Here is a 19988-nt window from a genome sequence, read left to right as displayed (position 1 = left end):
GCGGGCGTGGCCTGGCTCACGCCAACGCTCTCCGGGACGGTCATGGAGTCGAGGCTGGCCAAGGCTCCCGCCAAGTGGAGGTATGATTCTGGATCACTGCAACGATGCGGTTGAGGGCATTCCTCGCCTCGGGGTGGCTGTCCCGCTCATTCCACTTGCGCTGCAATGCGAACGCCACCATATCCGCAAGCTGCACACCCGGGCTTGCACGGGAACTAACGAAATGCATGGAATCGATGATCGACTCCAGTTTCCGGCCTCGAACCTCGCCCACTCCCCAATCCTGCAGGTCGGCTACCATCTTGATTGCCCGCAGTTGATGTTCTTTCTGTTCGTCTGCTATAAGAATCTTCTTCGTGGAGTAAACGTCAATCTTTTCCAGAAGAAACTGAAGCGCCAGTAGGTATGCATTGTCGTCAGCGGCGCCTTCATGGCGCGCATGAAGACGCGCCTTGTCAATACTCGCATACGATATCTCGATACTTAATTGATCGAGGACCGTTATGGCTTCTTCGTACGCCGCAATCAACTCCGTGGGAGTCTTCCCCTGCCAGTGACGCATGCCGTTCCAGACCTCGGCGCCGTGGAACTCGAAGTCTACGGGGAGCCATCTCAGATGCTTCCATGCAATCTTCTTGAATGCCGCACCTAGCGGCTGAACCTGGTTTTCGTCCACGAGTGCGGCGACGACCGTGAGAAGGGGTTGGGTCCTTGCGCCCCTACCAACTGAACCTGTTTCGTCGATGTAGACGAGCTGAGCCACAGCTCCAGGTTAAACGGTTGCGGCACGAGCGCTCACCAGTTTGCCACACCTACACGTAGGCCCCGTTTGCTCAGTTGTCCGCGTTGGTCGTACGCAGATGCTGCGATCCAGGCGCTGCCCACCTGACACGAAGCACTTTGACGGAGATGCGTCCGCTTCAAGCACCGATACTAACCATGGCAATCAGCGCTTGTGAGAAGTTTCTGTACGGGTTCAAGGCGGCCCGCTTCGCAGGCCGCTCGCGCCGCCCAGCAGGGCCGGGCCGGAGGCCCGCCGCCGACGCCTTAGGACTGCGTCCACGGCGTCGTCGGTTACAGCCCTGCGGCAGACGCGAACATGGAAAGCCCCGGGCCGCCGAGGTAGCCGGCGGATCCGGGGCTTACAGCTTGTGAAGCACTACGCCTCCGGCGGGGCGCTCGGGCGCTCTGGGATGGGGTTCCCATCCCGTCACCCTTCGTCCAGGCGAAGCCGATCAGACAGGGCCTGCCTGGTCAAGGTCGTTCAGACGTAGGGTGCTCCACCTTGCCCAGGCAGGCCCTGTCTGCACCACGGTGTGTGGACGAAGGCCGACGGGATGGGAGGTAAGCGCCTGGTAAGCGCCGCGGGCACGGATCGGGCAGGTAGGCCGATGGTGAATCGGAGGAGCATGCAGTAGCGGTGGCCATCACTCCCCGAAATGGTCCTTGTTGCAATCCTCAAAGAGCATCTTCGCCGTATTGAGGCGGGTGTCAGTTCGCTCGTCTGCGACCTCAAGGCGCATCCCGTTTCGCATCACCTTCGTCGGCCGCCATCGCATTATCCTGAAGCTTAAGAAATGCCTTGATTTCTTCTGTTGTCCGATGGATGCCCTCTTGGCGTCGCTTCCAGATCTTACGTCGAAGCGTACTCTTCGCCCAGCGCCTCGGACGATCGATCCATTGCAATGCCGTTTGCAGTTTGCCTCGAAGGTACAACAGTTCCAAGAGCAGCCCGAAGATGCTTCCCGGTCCCGGACTTAGCTCGCGAAGCATCCTTTCAGGCAACCCTGCACCTAAGTAGCGCGACCATCTGCGACCTTCCGCGTCTGTGAAGACAAGCACGAATGGGAGGTCCAGCGAATGGGAATATTTAGCATTCGGCCCGACGTCGGCAACGAGCGAAGGGTCTGTGATGGACACTGATCCCTTCTCGCCACCCTCTATAGTGATCATTCGACTCGGTGAATCGTACCTGTCGCCGTCCTGCGATGGGTGTAAAACGTGGACGTCGAAGACCGGAGCAGCGCTTCGATTATGCACCCGATATGTGATTCTCGCGCTTGCCCGATCCACGCCGTCATCGTGATGAATTCTGTCGACGCGGACCAACCTAGCCTGGGCTGTGTCGTTGTGGTACCGCTCCTGACGCCGGACACGGATCTCATGAAGGAGAAGGAGTCCGGTAAAGATCATCGCGCCGAACGCAAGGGGCAGGCCGAGAACAGAGCCCCAGCCTTGCATCCAATCGGTGACATTCGGCGCTTCGGCGGCAGAAACCACGGGCTCCAGGATACGGCAATAGTCCGTCGAACGAACCGATCCGCCCCTTGGACAACGGACCTAGTCATCCACCACCCGGGCGACGGGCCGACCCCTTCGGCGGCCCGCACTATGCCGCTGTACGTTGCGCGGAGGTCAAGGGGTTTGGTCGTTCAAGTCCGGCCGATGCTGCTTGATCCAGGACTCAACGTCATCCCGGCGCCACACCTTGCCCTGAATCAGCTCGTCGTAAGGTGTCGGCCAGTCCGACCGATGCGTGAGCTGGTACACGCGCTGACGGCTGATCCCTCCGAGCCGTAGGCGGATTTCGGCGGCTCCCATCAGGTGTCTGGGCATGCGACTACCCTACAAGCGACAACGTCGCTGCATTTCACCCAATCGATGGACTTCCTCTGAACGCTCGGCGACGCCGCTTCTCTAGAGGCGACGGCATGAAGCCCGACGGTACCGAGCGTATGAAGACCCCCCGCCCCCGGAGTCCAGGGTGTCTACAGGCCCTTGCTCTGATGGTCCGCCAACCTGATCGCTTCGCAACGCAGGGTGCGAGCCTGCCGCGGTACAGCAGCGAAGTACAGCAACGCCAGCAACCGCACCGACCGATGCGAGCCTCCGTCGAGTGCTCCGACCTCGTACGCGGCTTGATCCAACCATCTCGCCGGTACTCCCTCGGTCGCGGGTTCGAGTCCCGCCGGCCCCACGAGTGAAGGGGTGGAGTCTGTCTGCGGGAAGCGCGGTCCGAGTCCACTCGTCATGTCTGCTCCGGGGCCGGGCCCCCGGACGCCCCACGGTGCGGGGGTTCGGTTCCATCGATGGAGATGGGCCCGGCGGGACCGTTGCAGCAACAACAAATGATGAGCATCAATGCCCGCCAGCGGCGACCCGCAGGTGCGCCGGGCGTCATGCACCGGTATCCGGGGTACGCCCGCCAGCTCGCAGCGCCGGTCCAAGAACCGCAGGAAGTTGCGGGGTTCGACCCCACTTGGTCGTGACTACCAGGCCGTTCTCGTGCCATGCCGCACCAGACCGCCGCCGGCGCGCGTCAGCCTGGCTGCCGAACGTCCAGGCCGTCTTGACGTGGTGTGCGTCGGCGCCGGCCCGCTCCCACTACCGGCGGGTCGAGGGCGACGGACTGGCCACGGGCAGCGCGGGTCAGCGCTGCGGTCAGCCCGACCCGGTCCGCCAGCATCCGCACTGGCGCCGTGCTGACGTGCGACCCTATCCCCGTCCGGTGCCCGGGGTCGCAGATCCTTCGCCCAGGCCGTACCTGCACCTCGCAAGAGCCTCTGTTAAGAGAAACGATGCAGATGAAGCAATCATGCCTTTTCCTTGATAGGAAGACGTTCTTGCATATCTACGACGGCAAGCCGCCCGGTAGATGAAAACCCCGAATCAACGGGGCTGGCTAGAATGGTCGCGTTCCTTAGTTCAGATGTCTTGAGCTGAGTCGACGAAAGAGCGACCACCTGCTCGGCTTCGCAGCCTCTGTCGCAGTCGGTGTGAGTCTGCTGCCGATTCCCTTCATCAGGTCATCCAGCTTCTCGCCGCACTGCCGGGCCGGTACCTGTGCTGCCTGGGGCGTCGTTGCGCTGGCGACTGTTGACGCGGCTCGGATGAACTCCTCCGCCATCTTCTGGATTTCGACGTCGAGTAGGCGGCTAGTCGCCAGCAATTGTGCTGCGCTCAACCTGAGCGCGTCTCGACCGACTGCCGTTTCGGTGGTCCACGCGGACGAGGCCCCTCTGGCCACCTTGGCCGTGTCCGCGAAGAGCTCCCGGGCCTGATCGCCAAACGCCTCGATTCTCTTATGCGCCCGGGCGCGGTCCTCGTCCTTTCTCTTCAGTTCCGCCTCCTTCTGAGACCGTCTGTCCTGGGCTCGGGCTGTGAGCCGGGCGCCGGTCACTGCTCCCAGGAATCCGACCACCGCGCCCAGCAAGGTGCCCATGGGCGCGAGGAGGTCCTTGGTGCCGAACGACGATGACGGTTGTTGGGTCGGCGTAGGCACTATTATCTGGATGGGCGCAGCGGGTGCGGCGGAAGGCGCGGGTGCCTGAGCCCGGGCTGTCGTCGCAGTTGCGTTGAGCATTGCCCCGGCCGCGATGCCGCCGCCGATGACCGCTGCGGCGAGCCAGTAGACGGCCAGGCGTCGGCTGCGGTCAGCCATGGCTTTCCCGAATGGCCTTGGTCAGGAATTTGTCGAGTTCCGAGAAGGTGCTTCGCGCCACCCACAGAGGGATGTCGAGGTAGTCGCTTTCATGCGTCCTGAGCGTGCTTTGTAAGGCGTTGAGCTGCCGGATCAGCGTCCCGGCAGTGGTGAACGGAGTGAGTGGTTGCTCTGTGCCGTGCTCGACCGGGTATGACTCGGGAAAGAACGCGGCAAGACACCCGTTGATCTCCCCGAGCGCTTCCTCCGCCCAGGGCTGGCCATAGTTGTGATACAGCCGCGAGAAGTGTAGAACAAGCCCGCGCATGCTGAACGATACTTTGTCGTATTCGAGGCGATTGGCCTGGTAGATGTCCGACAACGCGGCCATTCGGATGATCGCCGCCTCACGCTCGTCGCCGCAGAGGCTGGCGGTTATGGCGAACTCATTGACCGCTGTGCGGCAATTCTTGTTCCAGTCTTCCCATGCGCCTCGGCTGATGAGCTCGTCGGCGAGCGGTGCCCAGACGGTGGTGAGCGCCTTTGGTGCCTGCTTCTCTAGTCGGAGGCACTCCGACAGCGCCATGTAGTTGGCCAGCGTTTTGGGCCTCAGCTCGCAGACCCGCCGGGCGAGTGCGATGCCAAGCGCCCTGCTCTGCGGGGCAACGGTTGCCGGAACGGCTGCCTTGTAGAGCTTGCGGCCAAGCCCGAATAGTTGCCCGTACCCGACTCTGAACTGGCTGTTGGAGCCGGCCTGCTCCACCGCGGCGAGCAGGTGGAACGCGGATGCCTCCGCGGCGATATCGCTGTCATGCGACATGGCGATCTCGACAATCGTCGATGCTACTGTGGGATGGCGGGTCCGCATGACGTCGTCGCTGTAGTTGGCGACCGCTTCGCGGCCCAGCCGGTTTGCCACGTCGCGGCGGAACAGCGACTGGTCGACGCCGCAGAAGCGGGCGACGACTTCGGTGGGGACACCGTCGATGCCAGCGACGTTGACCAAGGCCAGTACGAAGACGACGTCGGCGAGCGTCATCGGGCTCTCGGTGGCGTCCTGCGACAGCGACTCCAGAAGGTCCCTCAAGTGGGCCCGTAGTTCCTCCGGGGTGTAGCGAATTTTCAGCAGGCCGCCGAGTAGCGCGCCGTTCTCAGGGTCGGCGCCCGTGCTGGCCTCGCTGAGCAGTTTGGCCGCATCGACGTCGTCAAGGTTGCTGATGGTGCTGGGTGGGTCCGGTTCCAAGGTGCGCCAGCTGCGGACTATCTTGCGGGCGTCGTCCTCGGTCACCCGTCCGAACGGGTGTTTCGTGGACACGAGGGGCAGCTTCGACGTCCACGAGTCCTTCGGGTCAAGCTTGAAGCCTAGAACGCGGCGTTGTCGGATCCAGTCCGTGTCGCGGCTCGCCAGCAGTATCTGCAGGCCCTCGCGCGGCACACTGCCGTTCATGACGAGTTCGTTGAGGGGCTGGAGAACGAGGTGCGCATCGTCCGACACCAACACGGTGTTCGCGCCCAGCGCCCGGGCGGCGGCCAACACACTCTCATCCAGGATGGCGTAGCCCTGCTCGCGCCAGAGGACAGTACGAGAATCCTCCAGCCCCAGTATTGCCGCCGCCTGGCGAATCGCGGTGGATTTGCCCTCGCCGGTCGGTCCGATCACGAGCTCGATGCCGGTCTTGTTCTCGTTGATGCGTCGGCGGGTGCGTTCGAGAATGGCCCGCGTCAGCTGGATGCGGACGAGCCCGGGGTTCACCACCGCTTCCCAGTAGGGATCGCCACCGTTGAAGAACTTCGTCAGATTCGACTCGGGCGTGAGACCGGCGAAGAAGCTGGGCGGACAAACGGCCCATCCGTCGGGGATTGCCGGAGTGCCGGGACCGTCGAGCAGCTCACCGATGTTCAGGCTGTCTCCGCTCGCCATCTAGATAGTGTATGCGGTGGTGGTCACGGCGAGCCCGTCGCCGCGCGCGACGGCCATGGCGGGTTGGTCGGCAGGGCAACTCGTGTCAAGCTCGGGGCAGCGGTAGTCGAGTGACGGAACGACGGTCACTCGATCTACGTCCGTATCGATCAGCGGATTCCAGATCAGCGATCTTGGTTCGAGTACCGTCCTGGCAGTGTAGATGTCCAACTGGATGGCAACCGTAGGCTACGAGCGCGGACGGCTACGGAAGCGCGCGCACCGATTGGACAGCTACGATCAGGTGTAGGCCAATACTGGATTGCACCTGTCTGGGGCCCACCGGAACGATTGCGCGCACGACACAGAACGCGACATCGTCAGCGCAGGAAGTGCATCTTCTGCGCCATTGCGGCGCGACAGGCCGAGGCCAGCATGGTGTACGAGGCCGAGACCGTTGTCGTCTTCATGGACCTGAACCGCGTCACACCCGGCCATCTTCTCGTCGTGTCACGCGAGCATGCGATGGGCCTCGAAGACCTCGATGACGCCACGAGCGTTCACCTCTGGTCGGTCGGTCATGACATGGCACGAGCCTTGCGACGCTCAAGCATGGGCTGCGAGGGAATCAACGTCCTCTCTGCGACGGTGAAGTCGCCTTCCAGACGACCCACCGACGACGCCCCGGCGTGGTCCACCGTCAACGGCTGACCAGGAGAATGGGCGTCGTGACGGATGACTCTGCACCTATCGAACTCAGCCTCCCCGAGCTTCGCGACGTCGCCGGGTACGCGGTGGCGTGTGCTCGGCCCGCTTTGGTGATCTTCGAGCGCGAACGTCCCGACGATCGGCGCCCGCGAGCCGCGATCGAGGCGGCGGAGGCATTCGCTGCGGGAGCCGAGCGGACCAAGGCGATCCGTGACAGCGCGTGGGCAGCCCAGCGGGCCGCCCACGCGGCACGCGACGCGGGGCTGGTCGCGGCGCACGACGCGGCCCGCGCGGCCCTCGCCGCGGCCGGTGCGGCGTTCCTGCACCCATTGGCGAAGGCCACCCAGGTCAAGCACATCCTTGGACCCGCCGCGCATGCCGCACGGGCGTTCGAACTCGACGCCGGGGACGATCCCGCAGTCGGTGCGGACCACATCGCGCGGGCGCAGGCCCTCGCATCTCCGGTCGTGGTCGAAGTCCTGGGGCGTTATCCGGCCGCCCCCGCCGGTGGTGGACGGGTCGGAGAACTCGTCCGTCGGCTGGACGAGTCGCTGCGCTGATCCGACATCGTTGGCCCACCTGACGACGCGGTCGGGCGGGAAGCCGCGCGTACAAGCCAGTGCCAAGAGCCCTCGCCAACCGCTGCATCAACCGGCGCTGGCGGGGATTCGCCGCGGCAGGGGTGAGGCGAGTTCGCCAACGCCTCATAGGATGCCGCGCATGCAGCGTCTCCTTGGAATGGTGGGTGCCCTGGTGGGCGTCGGACTGGCAGCGGGCTGCATCGCGGACGATCATGAGGCGCCGCGACCGCCGGAGGAGATGGCTCGGGACCGGGCACGGGCGATCGTGCGGGAGACCGCCGCCGACGCTTTCCAGGAGCAGTTCGGGACATTGCCGCCACCGAAGCGCGAGTTCGAGTCCCGTTGCGACAGCGCTCGATGGCATGACGTCGACCGCGCCTATGTGATGCAGGGCTCTTGGGAGCTACCGCTGGCGGCGGTGGATCAGGAGCGGACCATGCTGGCGCTGCACAGATCTGGACGGTTCGACATCTTTACGCCGCTCGGCCATGGTCGCTTTTCGGTAGGCGGGGACGAGCTGGAGAAGTCGGTCGTCTACTCGGCGACGAGCGGCGAGCCGCCGACCACGGTGCGACTGTCGGTCAGCACACCGTGCCTCTTGGACTCGAAATAAGCACCTTGACGCCGAACACGCCATCATGACCAGCGGCCACGGTCGAACGGTACGCAGCAGTGAGCCCTTCTCATCCTGCGTAGTGGTTGGCCTCGACGTGGTGCAGAGAGAGAAGGGCCTGCACGACCGCAGTGGCGCGGCGTGGGCAGCAGCGCAGCTTGGCCAGTACTTTCCAGGTCTTCAGGGTGGCTATCGCTCGTTCGCCGCGGGCACGGACTTTCGCGTGAGCCCGGTCCCCGGCCCTCTGTCGGCGGGACAGCTTCGGCCGGTAGTGGCGTCGTTTGAACGGGGTGCGCACGCTGCCGCCGGGCACCTTGGTAGCCCTTTCGGCAAATGTCATCACGTCTGCGCTGGTCAGTGCGTCGATGATCCCGTGGGCTCGGGCCGCGGTCAGGTCGTGAGTCACGCCCGGCAGCGCTCCGGTCGGCGAGGTCATTCAGGGTTCGGCTGGACAACGCCGACAGCGGCGGGGGAGGACAGCATGGCGAGGCTGCCGGGCGGTGCTTCGGGTCTTGGTCGACAGCTGTCCTACTTGGAGCACTGCATCCATCGATCGGCGGGTCGGCCGTACCTGCCCTGACTGCAAGATCAGCTTGGGAAGGCTCAGTGACCCGCTTCGGCCGCGGGCGGTCTACCGGTAGCAGGGCTGGTCCTCACGCGGGTCCGCCGGAACGACGTCGACGTCCGGATTCGCCATCAGCTCGTCGATCGCCGGCAGGTCCGCACCGATTCCGGCCCAGTGCGGGTCGACGTCGTTGGCGACGCACCACGCATGGTCGGCCGGCCAGATGAACGCGGGGTCGGGCATGTCCGGTCTGGGCTGCCCCGGCCACAACTCGGCCGCGTCCCAGTCCCCGATGTCCGCCAATCGGCCGCGGAACAGCAAGTAGGAGCGGTGCGGCACCACGACCTTCGGCCCGTTCAGCACCGAGGACGGGAATGCTGGTGCGATCCGAGGCCGCCGAGGGGTGTCAGCCGGTCGATCCTCGTCGATGTGTTCGCCCCAGATCATGCTTCCCCAGCCCTCCCACAGGCAGAAGTAACATTCGTCAGGCGTGCGGGTGTGGCGTGACAGCGTCTCCAGCACGGTACGCAGCGCAGTGGATGGGTCAATCCCATCGTCGTCGACGTCGTTCTCGCTCTGCCCCTCGAAGGCTGGGTCGGGCAGGAACCGCAGCCTCGCGTACGCGGGGAAGCCGGCGGGCCCGAAGACGACCAACTCGTTCCACCGTCGATTGCCGGACACGAGCCAGCTCGCGGGGGACAGGTCGGAGCAGGGTGTGAGTGCCACTCGACCATCCTGCCTGATCCGCGCGAGCCGGATCCGGGTCACCCGAGGGAAGCCATCCGGGTGCGCAGGCTCGCCCACACCACCTTGCCGCCCTTGGTCCCACGGCAGCCTCCACCGGTGCGCGGTCGCACCCACCGAGAGCGGGCCACCCTCGGCATCAAATCCGTCCCTCCGTGACCTGCTCCGTCAGGATGAAAATGGCTCGGTGACTAAGGCGCATAGTCGGGAAGGTCTGTTCCCGGCTTCCGGTACGGGAGCTCCTGGAGCTCTCCGAGCCACGTCCGCTTCCACGTGATGCCGTCGTGATCCCTGAACTGGAGATATTCCATCGGCCGGTTCTGCTGGAAAGCGCCGATGTGCCGCCAGGCCCCGGATCCTTCGCCCGGGAAGAATCGCATCGGTAGTCTTATCCGGGTCGGTCCCGGGGGGATCACGCCGAGGAGGCGGCGCGCCAGTGGCTCGGTCTCTGGGTGCCGGCTGAAGTCGCTGAAGACTGCGACGCACTCGTACAGACAACCCGTGCTCGCGTTCAACACCACCAAGTCGGCGAATTCCATTCCCTCGGTCGAGGCACCGAATTCGGCCGCATCGATGGCCTTCCTGGTGTGGTGGCTGCCGGACGGCGGATTCTCGTCCAGGAACCACGTGACCGCCTCCGCCTGCGCGCGGCGGCGGTCCAGTGCCTTCTGCCTCTCGTCGTTTCTGGCTCGCCACACCGTCCACCCCAGCACGGCGACGGCAGTCGTCGCCGACACGGCCGACATTGCCGCACTGATCTCTGTCGCCTGCATGTACGTGGCAACGACCCGCACCCGCAGAAGTGGCTCGCCTGGGAGTCCATGGTCGCCTCACGCACCGCGGCGCGGGCGGTCTGCATCGCGTCGGACACCTGGTCACCGTGCCGGCATGGCGGTGCACCTGGTCGATCGGAAACTGCACCGATCCGTCAGCGCCCATCGCCGGCGCTGTCCGCAGCGTCCTCGTCCTGCCGCGGGAATCGCGACTCGAACGAGTGGAGTACCGCCCGGCCGGTCTCGCTGTCCGCGCCGACCGTCGCCTGCACCTCGTCGGCCACCCGGCTCGCGAGCTTTCCCTGTGCGGAGCGCATCACCGCCATGATCTGCCGCGCCAGCTCCGCGCCGGGCAGCCGCTGCACCCGGTCGTCGAGCTCGAGCTTCTCCACCTGGCCGGACGCGGCGACGGTGACGCCGATCGACCCGTCGGCGCTCGCCGCGCTCGCGGTCAGTCCGGCGACCCGCCGCGACAACGCCGCGGCCCGCTCCGCCTGCGCACTGACCCCGGCGGCCCAGGAATCCAGCCAGTCCGCCGCCGCGTCGATGTCATGCAGCATGCGTCGCCCCTCCCGTGAAGGACTGAAAAGCTAGATCACCTCGTCGGGAATCGCCAACCGCGACCAGCGCCGGTGATCAGTCGGACGCAGGACACGGCGCACGAGGGTCCGTCGGTCGGTGTGCCGATCCGGAGTCTCTGCCTGAGGTGGTGCCGGCTTCACCGTCCTTGCGGACCGGGCCTGCGAGCGCGGCGAGTTCCTTTTCTGCTGGGTGGCTGGTCGAGGGCGGCGAGCACGCCGCCGCTCAGTTGTTCGACCAGGCGGACCTGGTCGCCGTCGAGGTGGTCGAAGAACAGCCGCCGGACGGTGTCGACGTGCCCGGGTGCGGCGGCCGTGATGGCCTCGCGGCCGGTGCCGGTGATGGCGATGTAGGCGCCGCGGGCGTCGTCGTGGCACTCCTGCCGGGCGATGAGGTCTCGCCGTTGCATGCGGGCCAGGTGGTGCGACAGCCGGCTCTGCTCCCATTCCAGCAGCTTCTGCAGCTCGTACGGGCGCAGCCGGCCGGCCGGCGCGTCGGTGAGCTGCACCAGCACCTCGTAGTCGGGCAGCGACAGGCCGGACTCGGCCTGGAGCTGCCGGTTGAGTTCGGCGGTCAGCCGGGCCTGCATGCGCAGGTAGGCGCGCCAGGCGCGCTGCTGTTCGTCGGTGAGCCAGACGGTGCCCATGACGCCCATGATACCCAATTTGCATGACGCATCATCTAGCCAGCTGATGACATGTCATGTACCTTGGTTACTGCATGACACGTCATGTTCATGAGGAGGCACCACGATGAACGCTCTGCTCACGCCGAAGGTCGATGTCCGCCCGGCCGGGAAGCGCTACGCGACCAAGATCGACTGGCTGGACTCCAAGCACTCGTTCTCGTTCGGCCAGCACCGGTACCGCAGCAACACCCACCACGGCCTGCTGCTCGTCAACAACGACGACGTCGTGCGCCCCGGCGCCGGTTTCGACACCCATCCGCACCGCGACATGGAGATCGTCACCTGGGTGCTGCAGGGCTCCCTGGTGCACCAGGACTCGACCGGCCACTCCGGGGTCATCTATCCCGGCCTGGCCCAGCGGATGAGTGCGGGCACCGGCATCCTGCACTCGGAGAAGAACGACTCCTGGCGGCTCTCCGGCGAGCAGCACAGCGACCCGGTGCACTTCGTGCAGATGTGGGTCGTGCCCGACGAGCCCGGCATCACGCCCGGCTACGAGCAGCTGGAGATCGACGGCGAACTGCTGGCCGGCGGTCTGGTGACCGTCGCCTCCGGCATGGACAAGCATCGCAACGACGCCGCCATCCGCATCAGGAACAAGTACGCCGCGCTCCACGCCGCCCGCCTGCAACCGGGCCGCAGCGTACGGCTGCCCGACGCGCCGTTCCTGCACCTGTTCGTGCCGCGCGGCGCCGTGACCCTGGAAGGCACCGGGGTGCTGGGCGCCGGCGACGCCGTCCGGTTCACCGCCACCGGGGGCCAGCGGATCACCGCCACCGAACCCGCCGAGATCCTCGTCTGGGAGATGCACGCCGACCTCGGCTGACCCGGCCTTCCTCGTACGCGACAAGGAGTTCTGCCATGAGCCCGCTGCACCCGCTGGTCGCCCGCCGCTGGAGTCCCCGCGGCTTCGACGCCGGTCACCGCCTCGACGACGCCACGCTCGCGGCGCTGCTGGAGGCCGCCCGCTGGGCGCCGTCGGCCAACAACAGCCAGCCCTGGCGGTTCCTGCCCGCCCGCCGCGGCGAGCACACGTTCGACCTGCTGGCCGCGGCACTGGCCGACGGCAACCGCGTCTGGGCGCCGTCGGCCGGCATGCTGCTGCTGGTCGCGGCGCAGACCGAGGACGAGACCGGCCGCACCAGGCCGTGGGCGCTGTACGACACCGGTCAGGCCGCCGCCACGCTCGTCCTGCAGGCGGAGCACCTCGGCCTGGCCGTGCACCAGATGGGCGGCTTCGACACCGCCGCCGTCAGCACCGCCCTGGCGCTGCCGCCGACGGTGCGACCGGTGACGGTGCTCGCGATCGGCCGCCACGACCCGGCCGCACCGCTGCCGGACGACCTGGCCGCCCGGGAGCGCGCACCCCGCACCCGCCTGCCGCTCGACGCCCTGCTCCTGCCCGGCCCCTGGCAGGCGCCGCCGGCCGCGGCGGCCTGACCCGATCCACCGCGGCAGGTCCATCGTGGAGCCCCACCCGGCGCTCAGCCGTGCGGCACCGCGGAGTGCGGGTCCGGGTTGAGCACCACCGTGGCGCCCGGCGCCGCGGCGGCCTGGATCGTCCGCAGCCGCAGCAGCGCGGGATGCTGCTCCAGCAGCCGCGCCGCGTTCGCCAGGGTGCGCAGCGCGGCCGCCTCGGCCCGGGCCCGCTCCAGCTCGGCGCGGCCGTTCTCCCGGGCGAGCAGCGTCTCGGTGGCGGCCCGGCGCAGCTCCCCCGGAAGCATCAGGTCCTTGACCACGGCGGAGGTCAGCTCGATGCCGAGCCCGTCGAGCGCCGGGCTCGCGGCCTCCACCAGGCCGGCCGACAGCCGGGACCGGTCGGCCAGCACCTCGTCGAAGGTCACGGCGGCCACGGCGTCCCGGACGGCCAGCTGGACCGCCGAGTACAGCCGCAGATCCGCCGCGGCGGCACCGGTCAGGTACGCGTGCGGGTCGGCGATCCGCCAGTGCGCGAGCGCCGACAGCTTCAGCGTGACGCCGTCCGCGGTGAGCACGTCCTGACCCTGCACGGCCGTGGCACGTGGCCGTACGTCCACCGTGTGCAGAGTGACGCGCCGGCGCCGGTAGCGGTGCCGGCCCGGGCCGAGCACGCGGGTGAACCGGCCGTCCGTGAAGAGCAGCGTGCGCTGCCACTCCATCACCGTGATCGTCGCCATGTCGTCCACCTCGGGGTTTCGCGGGTACGGGGAGAGCGGGCCGGGAGCGGCCCCCACGACCGCCGCCGGCCCGGCGGGGGCGTCTGCGACGGAGTCGCAAGCCCGCAGAGCCGTGCCGCCGGTTCCCGGGGGACCGGTCGTGGGGGCAGCCCGTGGAGGAGTCGAACCTCGGCTCTTCAGGCCAGCCAGGAAGTCGGAGGAACCGCACGCGCGGAACGCGGTCCGGCGATGCCGGGGCGCCGCTCGGTGCCTCCGCGAGAAGCACGCTAGGCCACGGTGGGCGGCCGCGACCAGTGGTTTTCCCGTCCGTGCCGGCTGTCGCCGGGACACCGCAGCGCACCCCGGCCGGGCGGCCGGGGTGCGCGTCACTGCGGAGAGCCGGTTCAGGTCAGGATGCCTCCGAGGCTGGCCCAGCCCGTCCAGGTGTTGCTGCCCGCGAAGTTCTGCCGGCGGGTCCAGAGGGCGTTGTCGGTGCCGCGGACGAAGACCTGCAGGCGGCCGTTGCTGTTGAGGGCGCCGGCCAGCTCGTTGGTCAGTCCGCCGCCGAGGCTGGTCCAGGCGTTCCAGCCGCCGCCTCCGGTCTGGTAGCGGTACCACAGCGCGTTGTCCGTGCCACGGACGAACACCTGCAGGCGGCCGTTGGTGTTGCGCCAGACGGCGGGGTTGCTGGACAGGCCGCCGCCGAGGCTGGTCCAGCCGGTCCAGGCGCCGCTGCCGGCGAACATCTGCCGGCGCGTCCAGAGGGCGTTGTCGGTGCCACGGGTGAAGACGTGCAGGCGGTTGGCGGCGTCGAGGGAGACCGCCGTGTCACTGGTGAGGCCGCCGCCGAGGCTGGTCCAGGACATCCAGGCGTTGCTGCCCGCGAAGTTCTGCCGGCGGGTCCAGAGGGCGTTGTCGGTGCCGCGGACGAAGACGTGCAGGCGGCCGAACCGGTCCAGCGCGGCGCTCGTCTCCCCGTTCAGGGTGCCGCCGAGGCTGCTCCATGCGGTGAACGCGCCGCTGCCCGCGACCACCTGCCGGCGCATCCACAGGGCTTGGTCGGTGCCCTCGACGAAGACCACCAGGCGGCCGAGGGCGTCACGGACGACCGTCGGGTCGCTGGTCAGTCCGCCGCCCAGGCTGGTCCAGCCGGTGTACGCGGCACTGCCGGCCACCACCTGGCGCCGGTACCACAGGGCGTTGTCGGTGCCGCGGGCGAAGACCTGGAGCCGGCCGCCGGCGTTGGCGGCCGCGCGAGGTGCGCCGGCGAGGCCGCCGCCGAGGCTCGTCCAGCCGGTCCAGGTGGCGCTGCCCGCGCCGGTCTGACGTTGTCGCCAGAGTCCCTGGTCGGTGCCGCGGACGAAGGCTTCCAGACGTCCGTTGCTGTTGCGTGCCACGGAGATCGCCGCGGCGCCCGTGGGGGCGAGCGCGGCCTGCCCCTGCGGTGCCGGTGCGGCGTGGGCCGGCGCGAGCAGCAGCGGGAAGCTGATCGTCGCCGCGGCGGCCGCGATGAGGATCCTGCGGCACAGGGACGTACGTACTTTGGTCATGATGGTCCTCCACGTGGTGTTTTCCGGGCATGGTCGCGGATGCCGCGTCGGCGGCACGGGTGTGCTGAATCGGTCGCTGACCAGAGCGCGCCGGCGTCTCGGAAGGAGAGGGCAGCGGGCTACCACGGAGCGTAGGCCGGTTGCCCGCGGCGGTTCGGCGAATGGGAAGCTCGCTCCGCTAACGGGCCTTTCGGACGATGACAATTGACCATAACGGCAGGTATGAACTGCCGTTCGGTGGGGGAGCGGTCAGGAGATCTCGACGTAGCGGGTCGTACCGTCCGCGCGGGCCCGGAGGATCTCGCCCATCAGCGGCCACAGTGCGGGCGCGAGCAGAAGCTTGGCCCGTTGCTCGCCGACGAACTCATGGGCGGCGAGCTCGCCGGGGCTCAGCACGATCGCCGCGCGCTGCGCGGGCGTGAGCGTGCCGCCGTCGAAGACGAAGTAGAGCTTCCCGGGCGTCCACGCGGCAACGAGCAGCGCACCGATCGGCACGCTCAAGCCCAGCTCCTCACGGACCTCCCGGATGCAGGCCTCGCGCGGGCTCTCGCCGGCGTCGACCGCGCCGCCCGGCAGGTTCCAGAAATCCTTGTACGTCGGGTCCACGAGCAGGACCCGGCCGTCGTCGTCGAAGAAGACCGCGCCCGAGGAGACGCGTGGGCGCGCGGGCGCGGTCTCAGGCACGGTCCAGTTCCCGGGCCGGGGTCAGGGCGGCGAACGACCGGCTGACGTCCACCAGCCATTCGAGCTCGTCCTCGCGCGGCGCCGGCCGGTGCACGCCGGCCGAGACCGCTGCCGGGCGGCCCTCCCGCCGCCGGTGCAACGCGTCGCGGATCGCCTCGGCCTCCTCCCGCGCGGACGACGGTGTGCCGGCGCGGTACGGCCGCAAGGCCAGCTGCCCGTCCCAGATCTCGACCATACGCCGGTAGAGGCGGTAGTCGACGCCGCCCACGGTGGACTCGCCGTCGGCGGACGAGTGCAGCGCGATCTGCGGGAACGCCCGGTGCAGCGCCGACCACAGCGGTTCCAGCGCCCGGTAGGCGGCGAGCTGGTCGAGTCCCGTACGCGGGCCCCAGCTCGGCATGGTCAGCCCGGTGAAGAAGACGATCTGCCCGGCGGTGGCGAACGGCATCGCGATGTCCACCAGCGGATCGACCCGGACGCCGGCGGCGAGCAGCAGCAGGAAGCCGCCGCGGCAGGCGCAGTAGCCGAAGCTCAGCACCGCGCCGAGCGCCGTGGTCAGCAACCCGCGGCGCAGCCACGGCAGCTGCCGGGTCACGGCCGCGAAACGCCAGGCACGGTACGCGATCGCGACCAGCGCCACGCTCAGCGCGGTCAGGAAGATCGTCAGATACCAGAGCATCGACGTCTGGCCCGCGTGGCTCTTCCAGAAGTGGATGGTGTACCGGTCGTGGATGGGCGCGACGAGAATGAGCGCCGACATCGCACCGACGACCACCAGGCCGAGCACCAGATAGACGCGGGCGCGCCGCCGGGCCCGCCGTACCGGATGACGCCAGTAGCCGAGCATCTGCAGGATCAGCATGCTGAACAGCACCATGCTGGAGTGGATGAACAACTTCGTCAGATTGGGTACGCCCAGGGCGGCGTCGATCGGCTGGTAGACGATGCCGACCGTGAGGGTGAAGGCCAGCGCGGAGAATCCGAACGCCGCGGTGATCGTACGCAATCCGGGATTGTGCCAGTCCTGCCGCAGGTGATTCAGCTTGTACGCGAACGCGATCCATCCGGCCAGTGCGCCGATCCCGTAGATCAGGTCATGCATCGGTGCGGTGTCCTCGTCTCTGCGGCGGCAGGAGTGCCTGCGCCAATCGGGTGGTGAGCTCGGTGCCGCCCGGCGCGACCGCGGTCCGGCGGGCCCGGCTCAGCAGCAGCGAGGCCATGACCTCCGCCTCCTGTTCCTGCTCGTCGGAGTAGTGCCCGCGCTGCAACAGGGCGCGGACCATAGCCGGGTCCAGATCGGGGAACAGCCGCCGTGTGTCGAGCGGACCGGAGCCGTCCATCATGGAGTGCCCGCAGATCAGGTGCGCCAGCTCGTGCGCGATGATGTGGTCCTGGTGCCGGGAGTTCGTGCCGGCCTCGTACGCGATCACGTCGGCGTCGGAGAGCGACAGCCAGACGCCGCACGGCTGCGCGTCCTGCGCGGGCATCGCCAGCAGATGGATGGGCCGCCGGCGTCGCCGGGCAAGCTGCTCGCAGAGTGCCGCCATGCTCGGCGTGGCCGGGAGGTCGAGGGCGGTCAGCCGGCGCCGGCACCGGCGCCGGAGCGTCCGGAACTGCCAGAAGGCCTTCAGGCGCCGAGACGGGAGGACCATCCGACCGAGCCTCTTCCCGGGGTCTCGCGCGTCGATGGTGGCACTGGGTGAATGGCGTTGCCGCCATTGTGGTGATGTAGCCGGCTCCCACGGGGGAAGGAGTCGGCTACATCGAGATGGAACTATACGACGTGGGGGACGGGAAGGCCAGAGCCGGTCGTCCGGCCGGCATCGGGCACCCCCGTGCTGCCGATACCGGCCGGCTCGCCGTTCATCTCAGTTGACGGGCAGTCTCCACGATAGTGGGTGACTGATGTCTGTCAATGTGATGGTACGGTGACGAGCATGGCATCCGTCCACAACAGCGAACGCCGGCGACTGCCGTGACCGAGCCGAAGGACGGATCTCTGGCGCGGCGCATCGACCACTTGTTCAAGGCGGTGCAGCCGAAAGGCCGTGAATACAGCTACGAGGAGGTCGCCCGCGGCTGTGAGGCGCTGACCGTCGGCACGTTCTCCAAGACGTACGTCTGGCAGCTGCGCACCGGCCAACGGGACAACCCCACCAAGCGCCACCTCGAAGCCCTGGCCGCGTTCTTCGGCGTGCCGGTGTCCTACTTCTTCGACGACCAGGTGGTCGACGACGTCAACTCGCAACTCGCGCTCGCGGCCGCGCTGCGGGACTCGGCGGTCCGGGACATCGCATTGCGGGCGTTGTGCATGGACGATGCGACGCGCCGTTCCCTGGCCCGGATCGTCAACGAGATCAGCGCGATGCAGCGCGGGACGACAGATGGCGAAGGCTGACGGCATGCGGGGAACGGCGATCGGCCGGCGTCATCATCGCAAGAAAGAGTTCACGATGAATCTGCGCCGTGCCCTTTCTTCGCTCTTGCGTGGCTCGGCATACTGACGGTACGCCGCCACCCGACCTTCCACAGGTCTGATCTTCCACGGCTGTCTCCTCGAATGAATGCCCCTCCGACGCGACATCGGTGTCGCCTCCGGCCCAGGGACGTGGAAATGGCGAGAGAACATGGCTTGCCGCCGGCCGTGGCGTTTCCAGGCGGCGGAAGGTCCGGTGGCCCCGGCGTGGGCGGGCGGCCGGATCGACCGGACGGTCCGAGCGAGTGGTTCCTCGATCGGCACGCCCGCGACCCCGGGCCGGAATGCGGAGCGGCACATCCGCATTCCGGCCCGGTTCCAGAGCCGTCAGGTCACCAGAGAATTCCGGGCTGCGGAATCTCGGCGCCGACGGCGAAGAAGTTGTGCCACTTCCATCCGGTGCCGAGGAACGTGCTGCCGGTCGACCGTGCGATGTAGACGTCGGCGGCGGATCCGCGGGTGAACGTCGCGATGTCGGTGCGGCCGTCGCCGGTGAAGTCGCCCGTACCCGGGATCTCCGTGCCGACGGCGAAGTAGTTGTGCCACTTCCAGCCGGTGCCCTGGAACGACGACCCGTTCGAGGTGGCGACGTACACGTCGGCGGCGCTGCCGCGGGTGAACGTCACGATGTCGTCGCGGCCGTCATTGTTGAAGTCGCCGACCGAGGGAAGTTCGGTGCCGACGGCGAAGTAGTTGTGCCATTTCCAGCCGGTGCCCTGGAACGACGATCCGTTCGAGGTGGCGACGTAGACGTCGGCGGCGGTGCCGCGGGTGAAGGTGGCGATGTCGTCGCGGCCGTCGCCGTTGAAGTCGCCGACCGCCGGGATCTCGCTGCCCACGGCGAAGTAGTTGTGCCATTTCCATCCGGTGCCCTGGAACGACGATCCGTTGGACAGGGCGACGTAGACGTCGGCTGCGGTGCCGCGGGTGAAGGTGGCGATGTCGTCGCGGCCGTCGCCGTTGAAGTCGCCCACCGCGGGTGTCTCCGTGCCGGCGGCGAAGTAGTTGTGCCACTTCCATCCGGTGCCCTGGAACGACGATCCGTTGGACAGGGCGACGTAGACATCCGCGGCGGCGCCCTTGGTGAAGGTGGCGATGTCGTCGCGCCCGTCGCCGTTGAAATCGCCCACCAGGGGCGTCTCGGTGCCGACGGCGAAGTAGTCGTGCCATTTCCATCCGGTGCCCTGGAACGACGCACCGTTCGAGAGCGCGACGTAGACGTCGGCGGCGGTGCCGCGGGTGAAGGTGACGATGTCGTCCCGCCCGTCGCCGTTGAAGTCACCGGCGACACCGCTGAAGCCGCCTCCGGCGGGCGGCGCCGCCGAGGCGGACGTGGCGGGCAGCTGGACGATCAGCGTGGCGGCGGCGACCGCCGGAAGGATCACGAGACGCGTGGCCGAAAACATGGTTCTCCCCGTTCTGCCGAGCTGTGGTCTGAGGAATCGAGCCTGATGACGTCCGCGCGGTTGTCGAGGAAAAACTAGCGCTGAACTGGGCTAATAGGGCATTTCAGTCCGGTAGCTGTCTAGACCCCATCAAGGCCACATCGCCGGCGAACCAGGCGTACGCTGT

Annotated in this window: 21 protein-coding genes and 1 pseudogene; 6 read left to right on the top strand and 16 right to left on the bottom strand. The window is 67.7% G+C overall.

Annotated features, from left to right (window positions below):
• Window positions 1–40: 40 nt before the first annotated feature.
• The 5 genes from IEY99_RS28370 to IEY99_RS28350 all read right to left on the bottom strand — a co-directional run bounded on the left by IEY99_RS28370 (window position 41) and on the right by IEY99_RS28350 (window position 6341).
• Window positions 41–763 (bottom strand): DUF3800 domain-containing protein, encoded by a 723-nt coding sequence (locus IEY99_RS28370; RefSeq protein WP_189207141.1) that lies wholly within the window; start codon window positions 761–763, stop codon window positions 41–43.
• A 749-nt stretch (window positions 764–1512) separates the two neighbouring features.
• A complete protein-coding gene (locus tag IEY99_RS28365) occupies window positions 1513–2280 on the bottom strand; it encodes a hypothetical protein (RefSeq protein ID WP_189207140.1) in 768 nt (255 codons plus the stop codon).
• Window positions 2281–2415: 135 nt separating this feature from the next.
• Entirely contained in the window at window positions 2416–2616 is a 201-nt protein-coding gene (locus tag IEY99_RS28360; protein ID WP_229799328.1) for a helix-turn-helix transcriptional regulator, read from the bottom strand.
• 1084 nt (window positions 2617–3700) lie between these two features.
• Window positions 3701–4441, bottom strand: a complete 741-nt coding sequence (locus IEY99_RS28355; protein ID WP_189207139.1) for a hypothetical protein — start codon at window positions 4439–4441, stop codon at window positions 3701–3703.
• A complete protein-coding gene (locus IEY99_RS28350; RefSeq protein ID WP_189207138.1) occupies window positions 4434–6341 on the bottom strand; it encodes a P-loop NTPase in 1908 nt (635 codons plus the stop codon). Before IEY99_RS28350 ends, IEY99_RS28355 begins: the two co-directional genes overlap by 8 nt.
• A 330-nt stretch (window positions 6342–6671) precedes the next feature.
• Here IEY99_RS28350 and IEY99_RS28345 point away from each other — a divergent pair, with 330 nt between their 5' ends.
• The 3 genes from IEY99_RS28345 to IEY99_RS28335 all read left to right on the top strand — a co-directional run bounded on the left by IEY99_RS28345 (window position 6672) and on the right by IEY99_RS28335 (window position 8222).
• Window positions 6672–7031 (top strand): HIT family protein, encoded by a 360-nt coding sequence (locus tag IEY99_RS28345; protein WP_268245154.1) that lies wholly within the window; start codon window positions 6672–6674, stop codon window positions 7029–7031.
• Window positions 7032–7048: 17 nt separating this feature from the next.
• Window positions 7049–7588: a putative immunity protein gene (locus IEY99_RS28340; RefSeq protein ID WP_373293451.1), complete on the top strand. Its 540-nt coding sequence runs from the start codon at window positions 7049–7051 to the stop codon at window positions 7586–7588.
• 160 nt (window positions 7589–7748) lie between these two features.
• The gene (locus IEY99_RS28335; RefSeq protein ID WP_189207137.1) at window positions 7749–8222 is read left to right on the top strand and encodes a hypothetical protein; all 474 of its coding nucleotides are present in this window, start codon (window positions 7749–7751) and stop codon (window positions 8220–8222) included.
• A gap of 70 nt (window positions 8223–8292) precedes the next feature.
• On the opposite strand, the pseudogene IEY99_RS28330 reads toward IEY99_RS28335, so the two are convergent.
• The 5 genes and pseudogenes from IEY99_RS28330 to IEY99_RS28310 all read right to left on the bottom strand — a co-directional run.
• Window positions 8293–8640, bottom strand: a pseudogene (locus IEY99_RS28330) (transposase family protein); the annotation flags it as partial.
• 213 nt (window positions 8641–8853) lie between these two features.
• Window positions 8854–9591: a hypothetical protein gene (locus tag IEY99_RS28325; RefSeq protein ID WP_229799326.1), complete on the bottom strand. Its 738-nt coding sequence runs from the start codon at window positions 9589–9591 to the stop codon at window positions 8854–8856.
• Between the two features lie 131 nt (window positions 9592–9722).
• Window positions 9723–10325: a hypothetical protein gene (locus IEY99_RS28320; protein WP_189207136.1), complete on the bottom strand. Its 603-nt coding sequence runs from the start codon at window positions 10323–10325 to the stop codon at window positions 9723–9725.
• Between the two features lie 134 nt (window positions 10326–10459).
• The gene (locus IEY99_RS28315) at window positions 10460–10864 is read right to left on the bottom strand and encodes a YbaB/EbfC family nucleoid-associated protein (protein ID WP_189207135.1); all 405 of its coding nucleotides are present in this window, start codon (window positions 10862–10864) and stop codon (window positions 10460–10462) included.
• Window positions 10865–11022: 158 nt separating this feature from the next.
• On the bottom strand, window positions 11023–11529 hold the full coding sequence (locus IEY99_RS28310) for a MarR family winged helix-turn-helix transcriptional regulator (RefSeq protein WP_189207134.1): 507 nt from the start codon (window positions 11527–11529) through the stop codon (window positions 11023–11025).
• A 106-nt stretch (window positions 11530–11635) separates the two neighbouring features.
• Here IEY99_RS28310 and IEY99_RS28305 point away from each other — a divergent pair, with 106 nt between their 5' ends.
• A complete protein-coding gene (locus tag IEY99_RS28305) occupies window positions 11636–12397 on the top strand; it encodes a pirin family protein (RefSeq protein ID WP_189207133.1) in 762 nt (253 codons plus the stop codon).
• A 35-nt stretch (window positions 12398–12432) separates the two neighbouring features.
• Complete coding sequence (locus tag IEY99_RS28300) at window positions 12433–13011, top strand: nitroreductase family protein (RefSeq protein ID WP_189207132.1); 579 nt, start codon at window positions 12433–12435, stop codon at window positions 13009–13011.
• A 44-nt stretch (window positions 13012–13055) separates the two neighbouring features.
• On the opposite strand, the gene IEY99_RS28295 is transcribed toward IEY99_RS28300, so the two are convergent.
• From IEY99_RS28295 to IEY99_RS28275, 5 genes are all read right to left on the bottom strand, one after another.
• Entirely contained in the window at window positions 13056–13727 is a 672-nt protein-coding gene (locus tag IEY99_RS28295; RefSeq protein WP_229799325.1) for a slipin family protein, read from the bottom strand.
• A 383-nt stretch (window positions 13728–14110) separates the two neighbouring features.
• Window positions 14111–15256, bottom strand: coding sequence for a PLL family lectin (locus IEY99_RS28290; protein ID WP_189207131.1), 1146 nt, complete (start codon window positions 15254–15256; stop codon window positions 14111–14113).
• A gap of 249 nt (window positions 15257–15505) precedes the next feature.
• Window positions 15506–15940: an NUDIX domain-containing protein gene (locus IEY99_RS28285; protein WP_189207130.1), complete on the bottom strand. Its 435-nt coding sequence runs from the start codon at window positions 15938–15940 to the stop codon at window positions 15506–15508.
• The gene (locus tag IEY99_RS28280) at window positions 15933–17042 is read right to left on the bottom strand and encodes an MAB_1171c family putative transporter (protein WP_189207129.1); all 1110 of its coding nucleotides are present in this window, start codon (window positions 17040–17042) and stop codon (window positions 15933–15935) included. The genes IEY99_RS28285 and IEY99_RS28280 overlap by 8 nt, the downstream gene beginning before the upstream one ends.
• Window positions 17035–17592 (bottom strand): toxin, encoded by a 558-nt coding sequence (locus tag IEY99_RS28275; protein ID WP_189207128.1) that lies wholly within the window; start codon window positions 17590–17592, stop codon window positions 17035–17037. Before IEY99_RS28275 ends, IEY99_RS28280 begins: the two co-directional genes overlap by 8 nt.
• Window positions 17593–17915: 323 nt before the next feature.
• On the opposite strand from IEY99_RS28275, the gene IEY99_RS28270 reads away from it, so the two are divergent.
• Complete coding sequence (locus IEY99_RS28270; RefSeq protein WP_189207127.1) at window positions 17916–18338, top strand: helix-turn-helix domain-containing protein; 423 nt, start codon at window positions 17916–17918, stop codon at window positions 18336–18338.
• A 410-nt stretch (window positions 18339–18748) separates the two neighbouring features.
• On the opposite strand, the gene IEY99_RS28265 is transcribed toward IEY99_RS28270, so the two are convergent.
• A complete protein-coding gene (locus IEY99_RS28265) occupies window positions 18749–19822 on the bottom strand; it encodes an FG-GAP repeat domain-containing protein (protein ID WP_189207126.1) in 1074 nt (357 codons plus the stop codon).
• Window positions 19823–19988: the final 166 nt, after the last annotated feature.

The organism is Couchioplanes azureus (assembly GCF_014648355.1).
In the GTDB taxonomy this organism is placed as follows: Bacteria; Actinomycetota; Actinomycetes; order Mycobacteriales; family Micromonosporaceae; genus Actinoplanes; species Actinoplanes azureus.
Note: the sequence above shows the minus strand (reverse complement) of the source record. Positions and strands in the feature narration are given on the sequence as shown.

Bases quoted from the DNA above. Each gene is read 5' to 3' on its own strand.
- IEY99_RS28290 (WP_189207131.1), bottom strand. From the start codon at position 15,256: ATGACCAAAGTACGTACGTCCCTGTGCCGCAGGATCCTCATCGCGGCC.
- IEY99_RS28275 (WP_189207128.1), bottom strand. From the start codon at position 17,592: ATGGTCCTCCCGTCTCGGCGCCTGAAGGCCTTCTGGCAGTTCCGGACG.
- IEY99_RS28310 (WP_189207134.1), bottom strand. From the start codon at position 11,529: ATGGGCACCGTCTGGCTCACCGACGAACAGCAGCGCGCCTGGCGCGCC.
- IEY99_RS28360 (WP_229799328.1), bottom strand. From the start codon at position 2,616: ATGCCCAGACACCTGATGGGAGCCGCCGAAATCCGCCTACGGCTCGGA.
- IEY99_RS28335 (WP_189207137.1), top strand. From the start codon at position 7,749: ATGCAGCGTCTCCTTGGAATGGTGGGTGCCCTGGTGGGCGTCGGACTG.
- IEY99_RS28355 (WP_189207139.1), bottom strand. From the start codon at position 4,441: ATGGCTGACCGCAGCCGACGCCTGGCCGTCTACTGGCTCGCCGCAGCG.
- IEY99_RS28350 (WP_189207138.1), bottom strand. From the start codon at position 6,341: ATGGCGAGCGGAGACAGCCTGAACATCGGTGAGCTGCTCGACGGTCCC.
- IEY99_RS28305 (WP_189207133.1), top strand. From the start codon at position 11,636: ATGAACGCTCTGCTCACGCCGAAGGTCGATGTCCGCCCGGCCGGGAAG.
- IEY99_RS28295 (WP_229799325.1), bottom strand. From the start codon at position 13,727: ATGGCGACGATCACGGTGATGGAGTGGCAGCGCACGCTGCTCTTCACG.
- IEY99_RS28300 (WP_189207132.1), top strand. From the start codon at position 12,433: ATGAGCCCGCTGCACCCGCTGGTCGCCCGCCGCTGGAGTCCCCGCGGC.
- IEY99_RS28265 (WP_189207126.1), bottom strand. From the start codon at position 19,822: ATGTTTTCGGCCACGCGTCTCGTGATCCTTCCGGCGGTCGCCGCCGCC.
- IEY99_RS28280 (WP_189207129.1), bottom strand. From the start codon at position 17,042: ATGCATGACCTGATCTACGGGATCGGCGCACTGGCCGGATGGATCGCG.
- IEY99_RS28315 (WP_189207135.1), bottom strand. From the start codon at position 10,864: ATGCTGCATGACATCGACGCGGCGGCGGACTGGCTGGATTCCTGGGCC.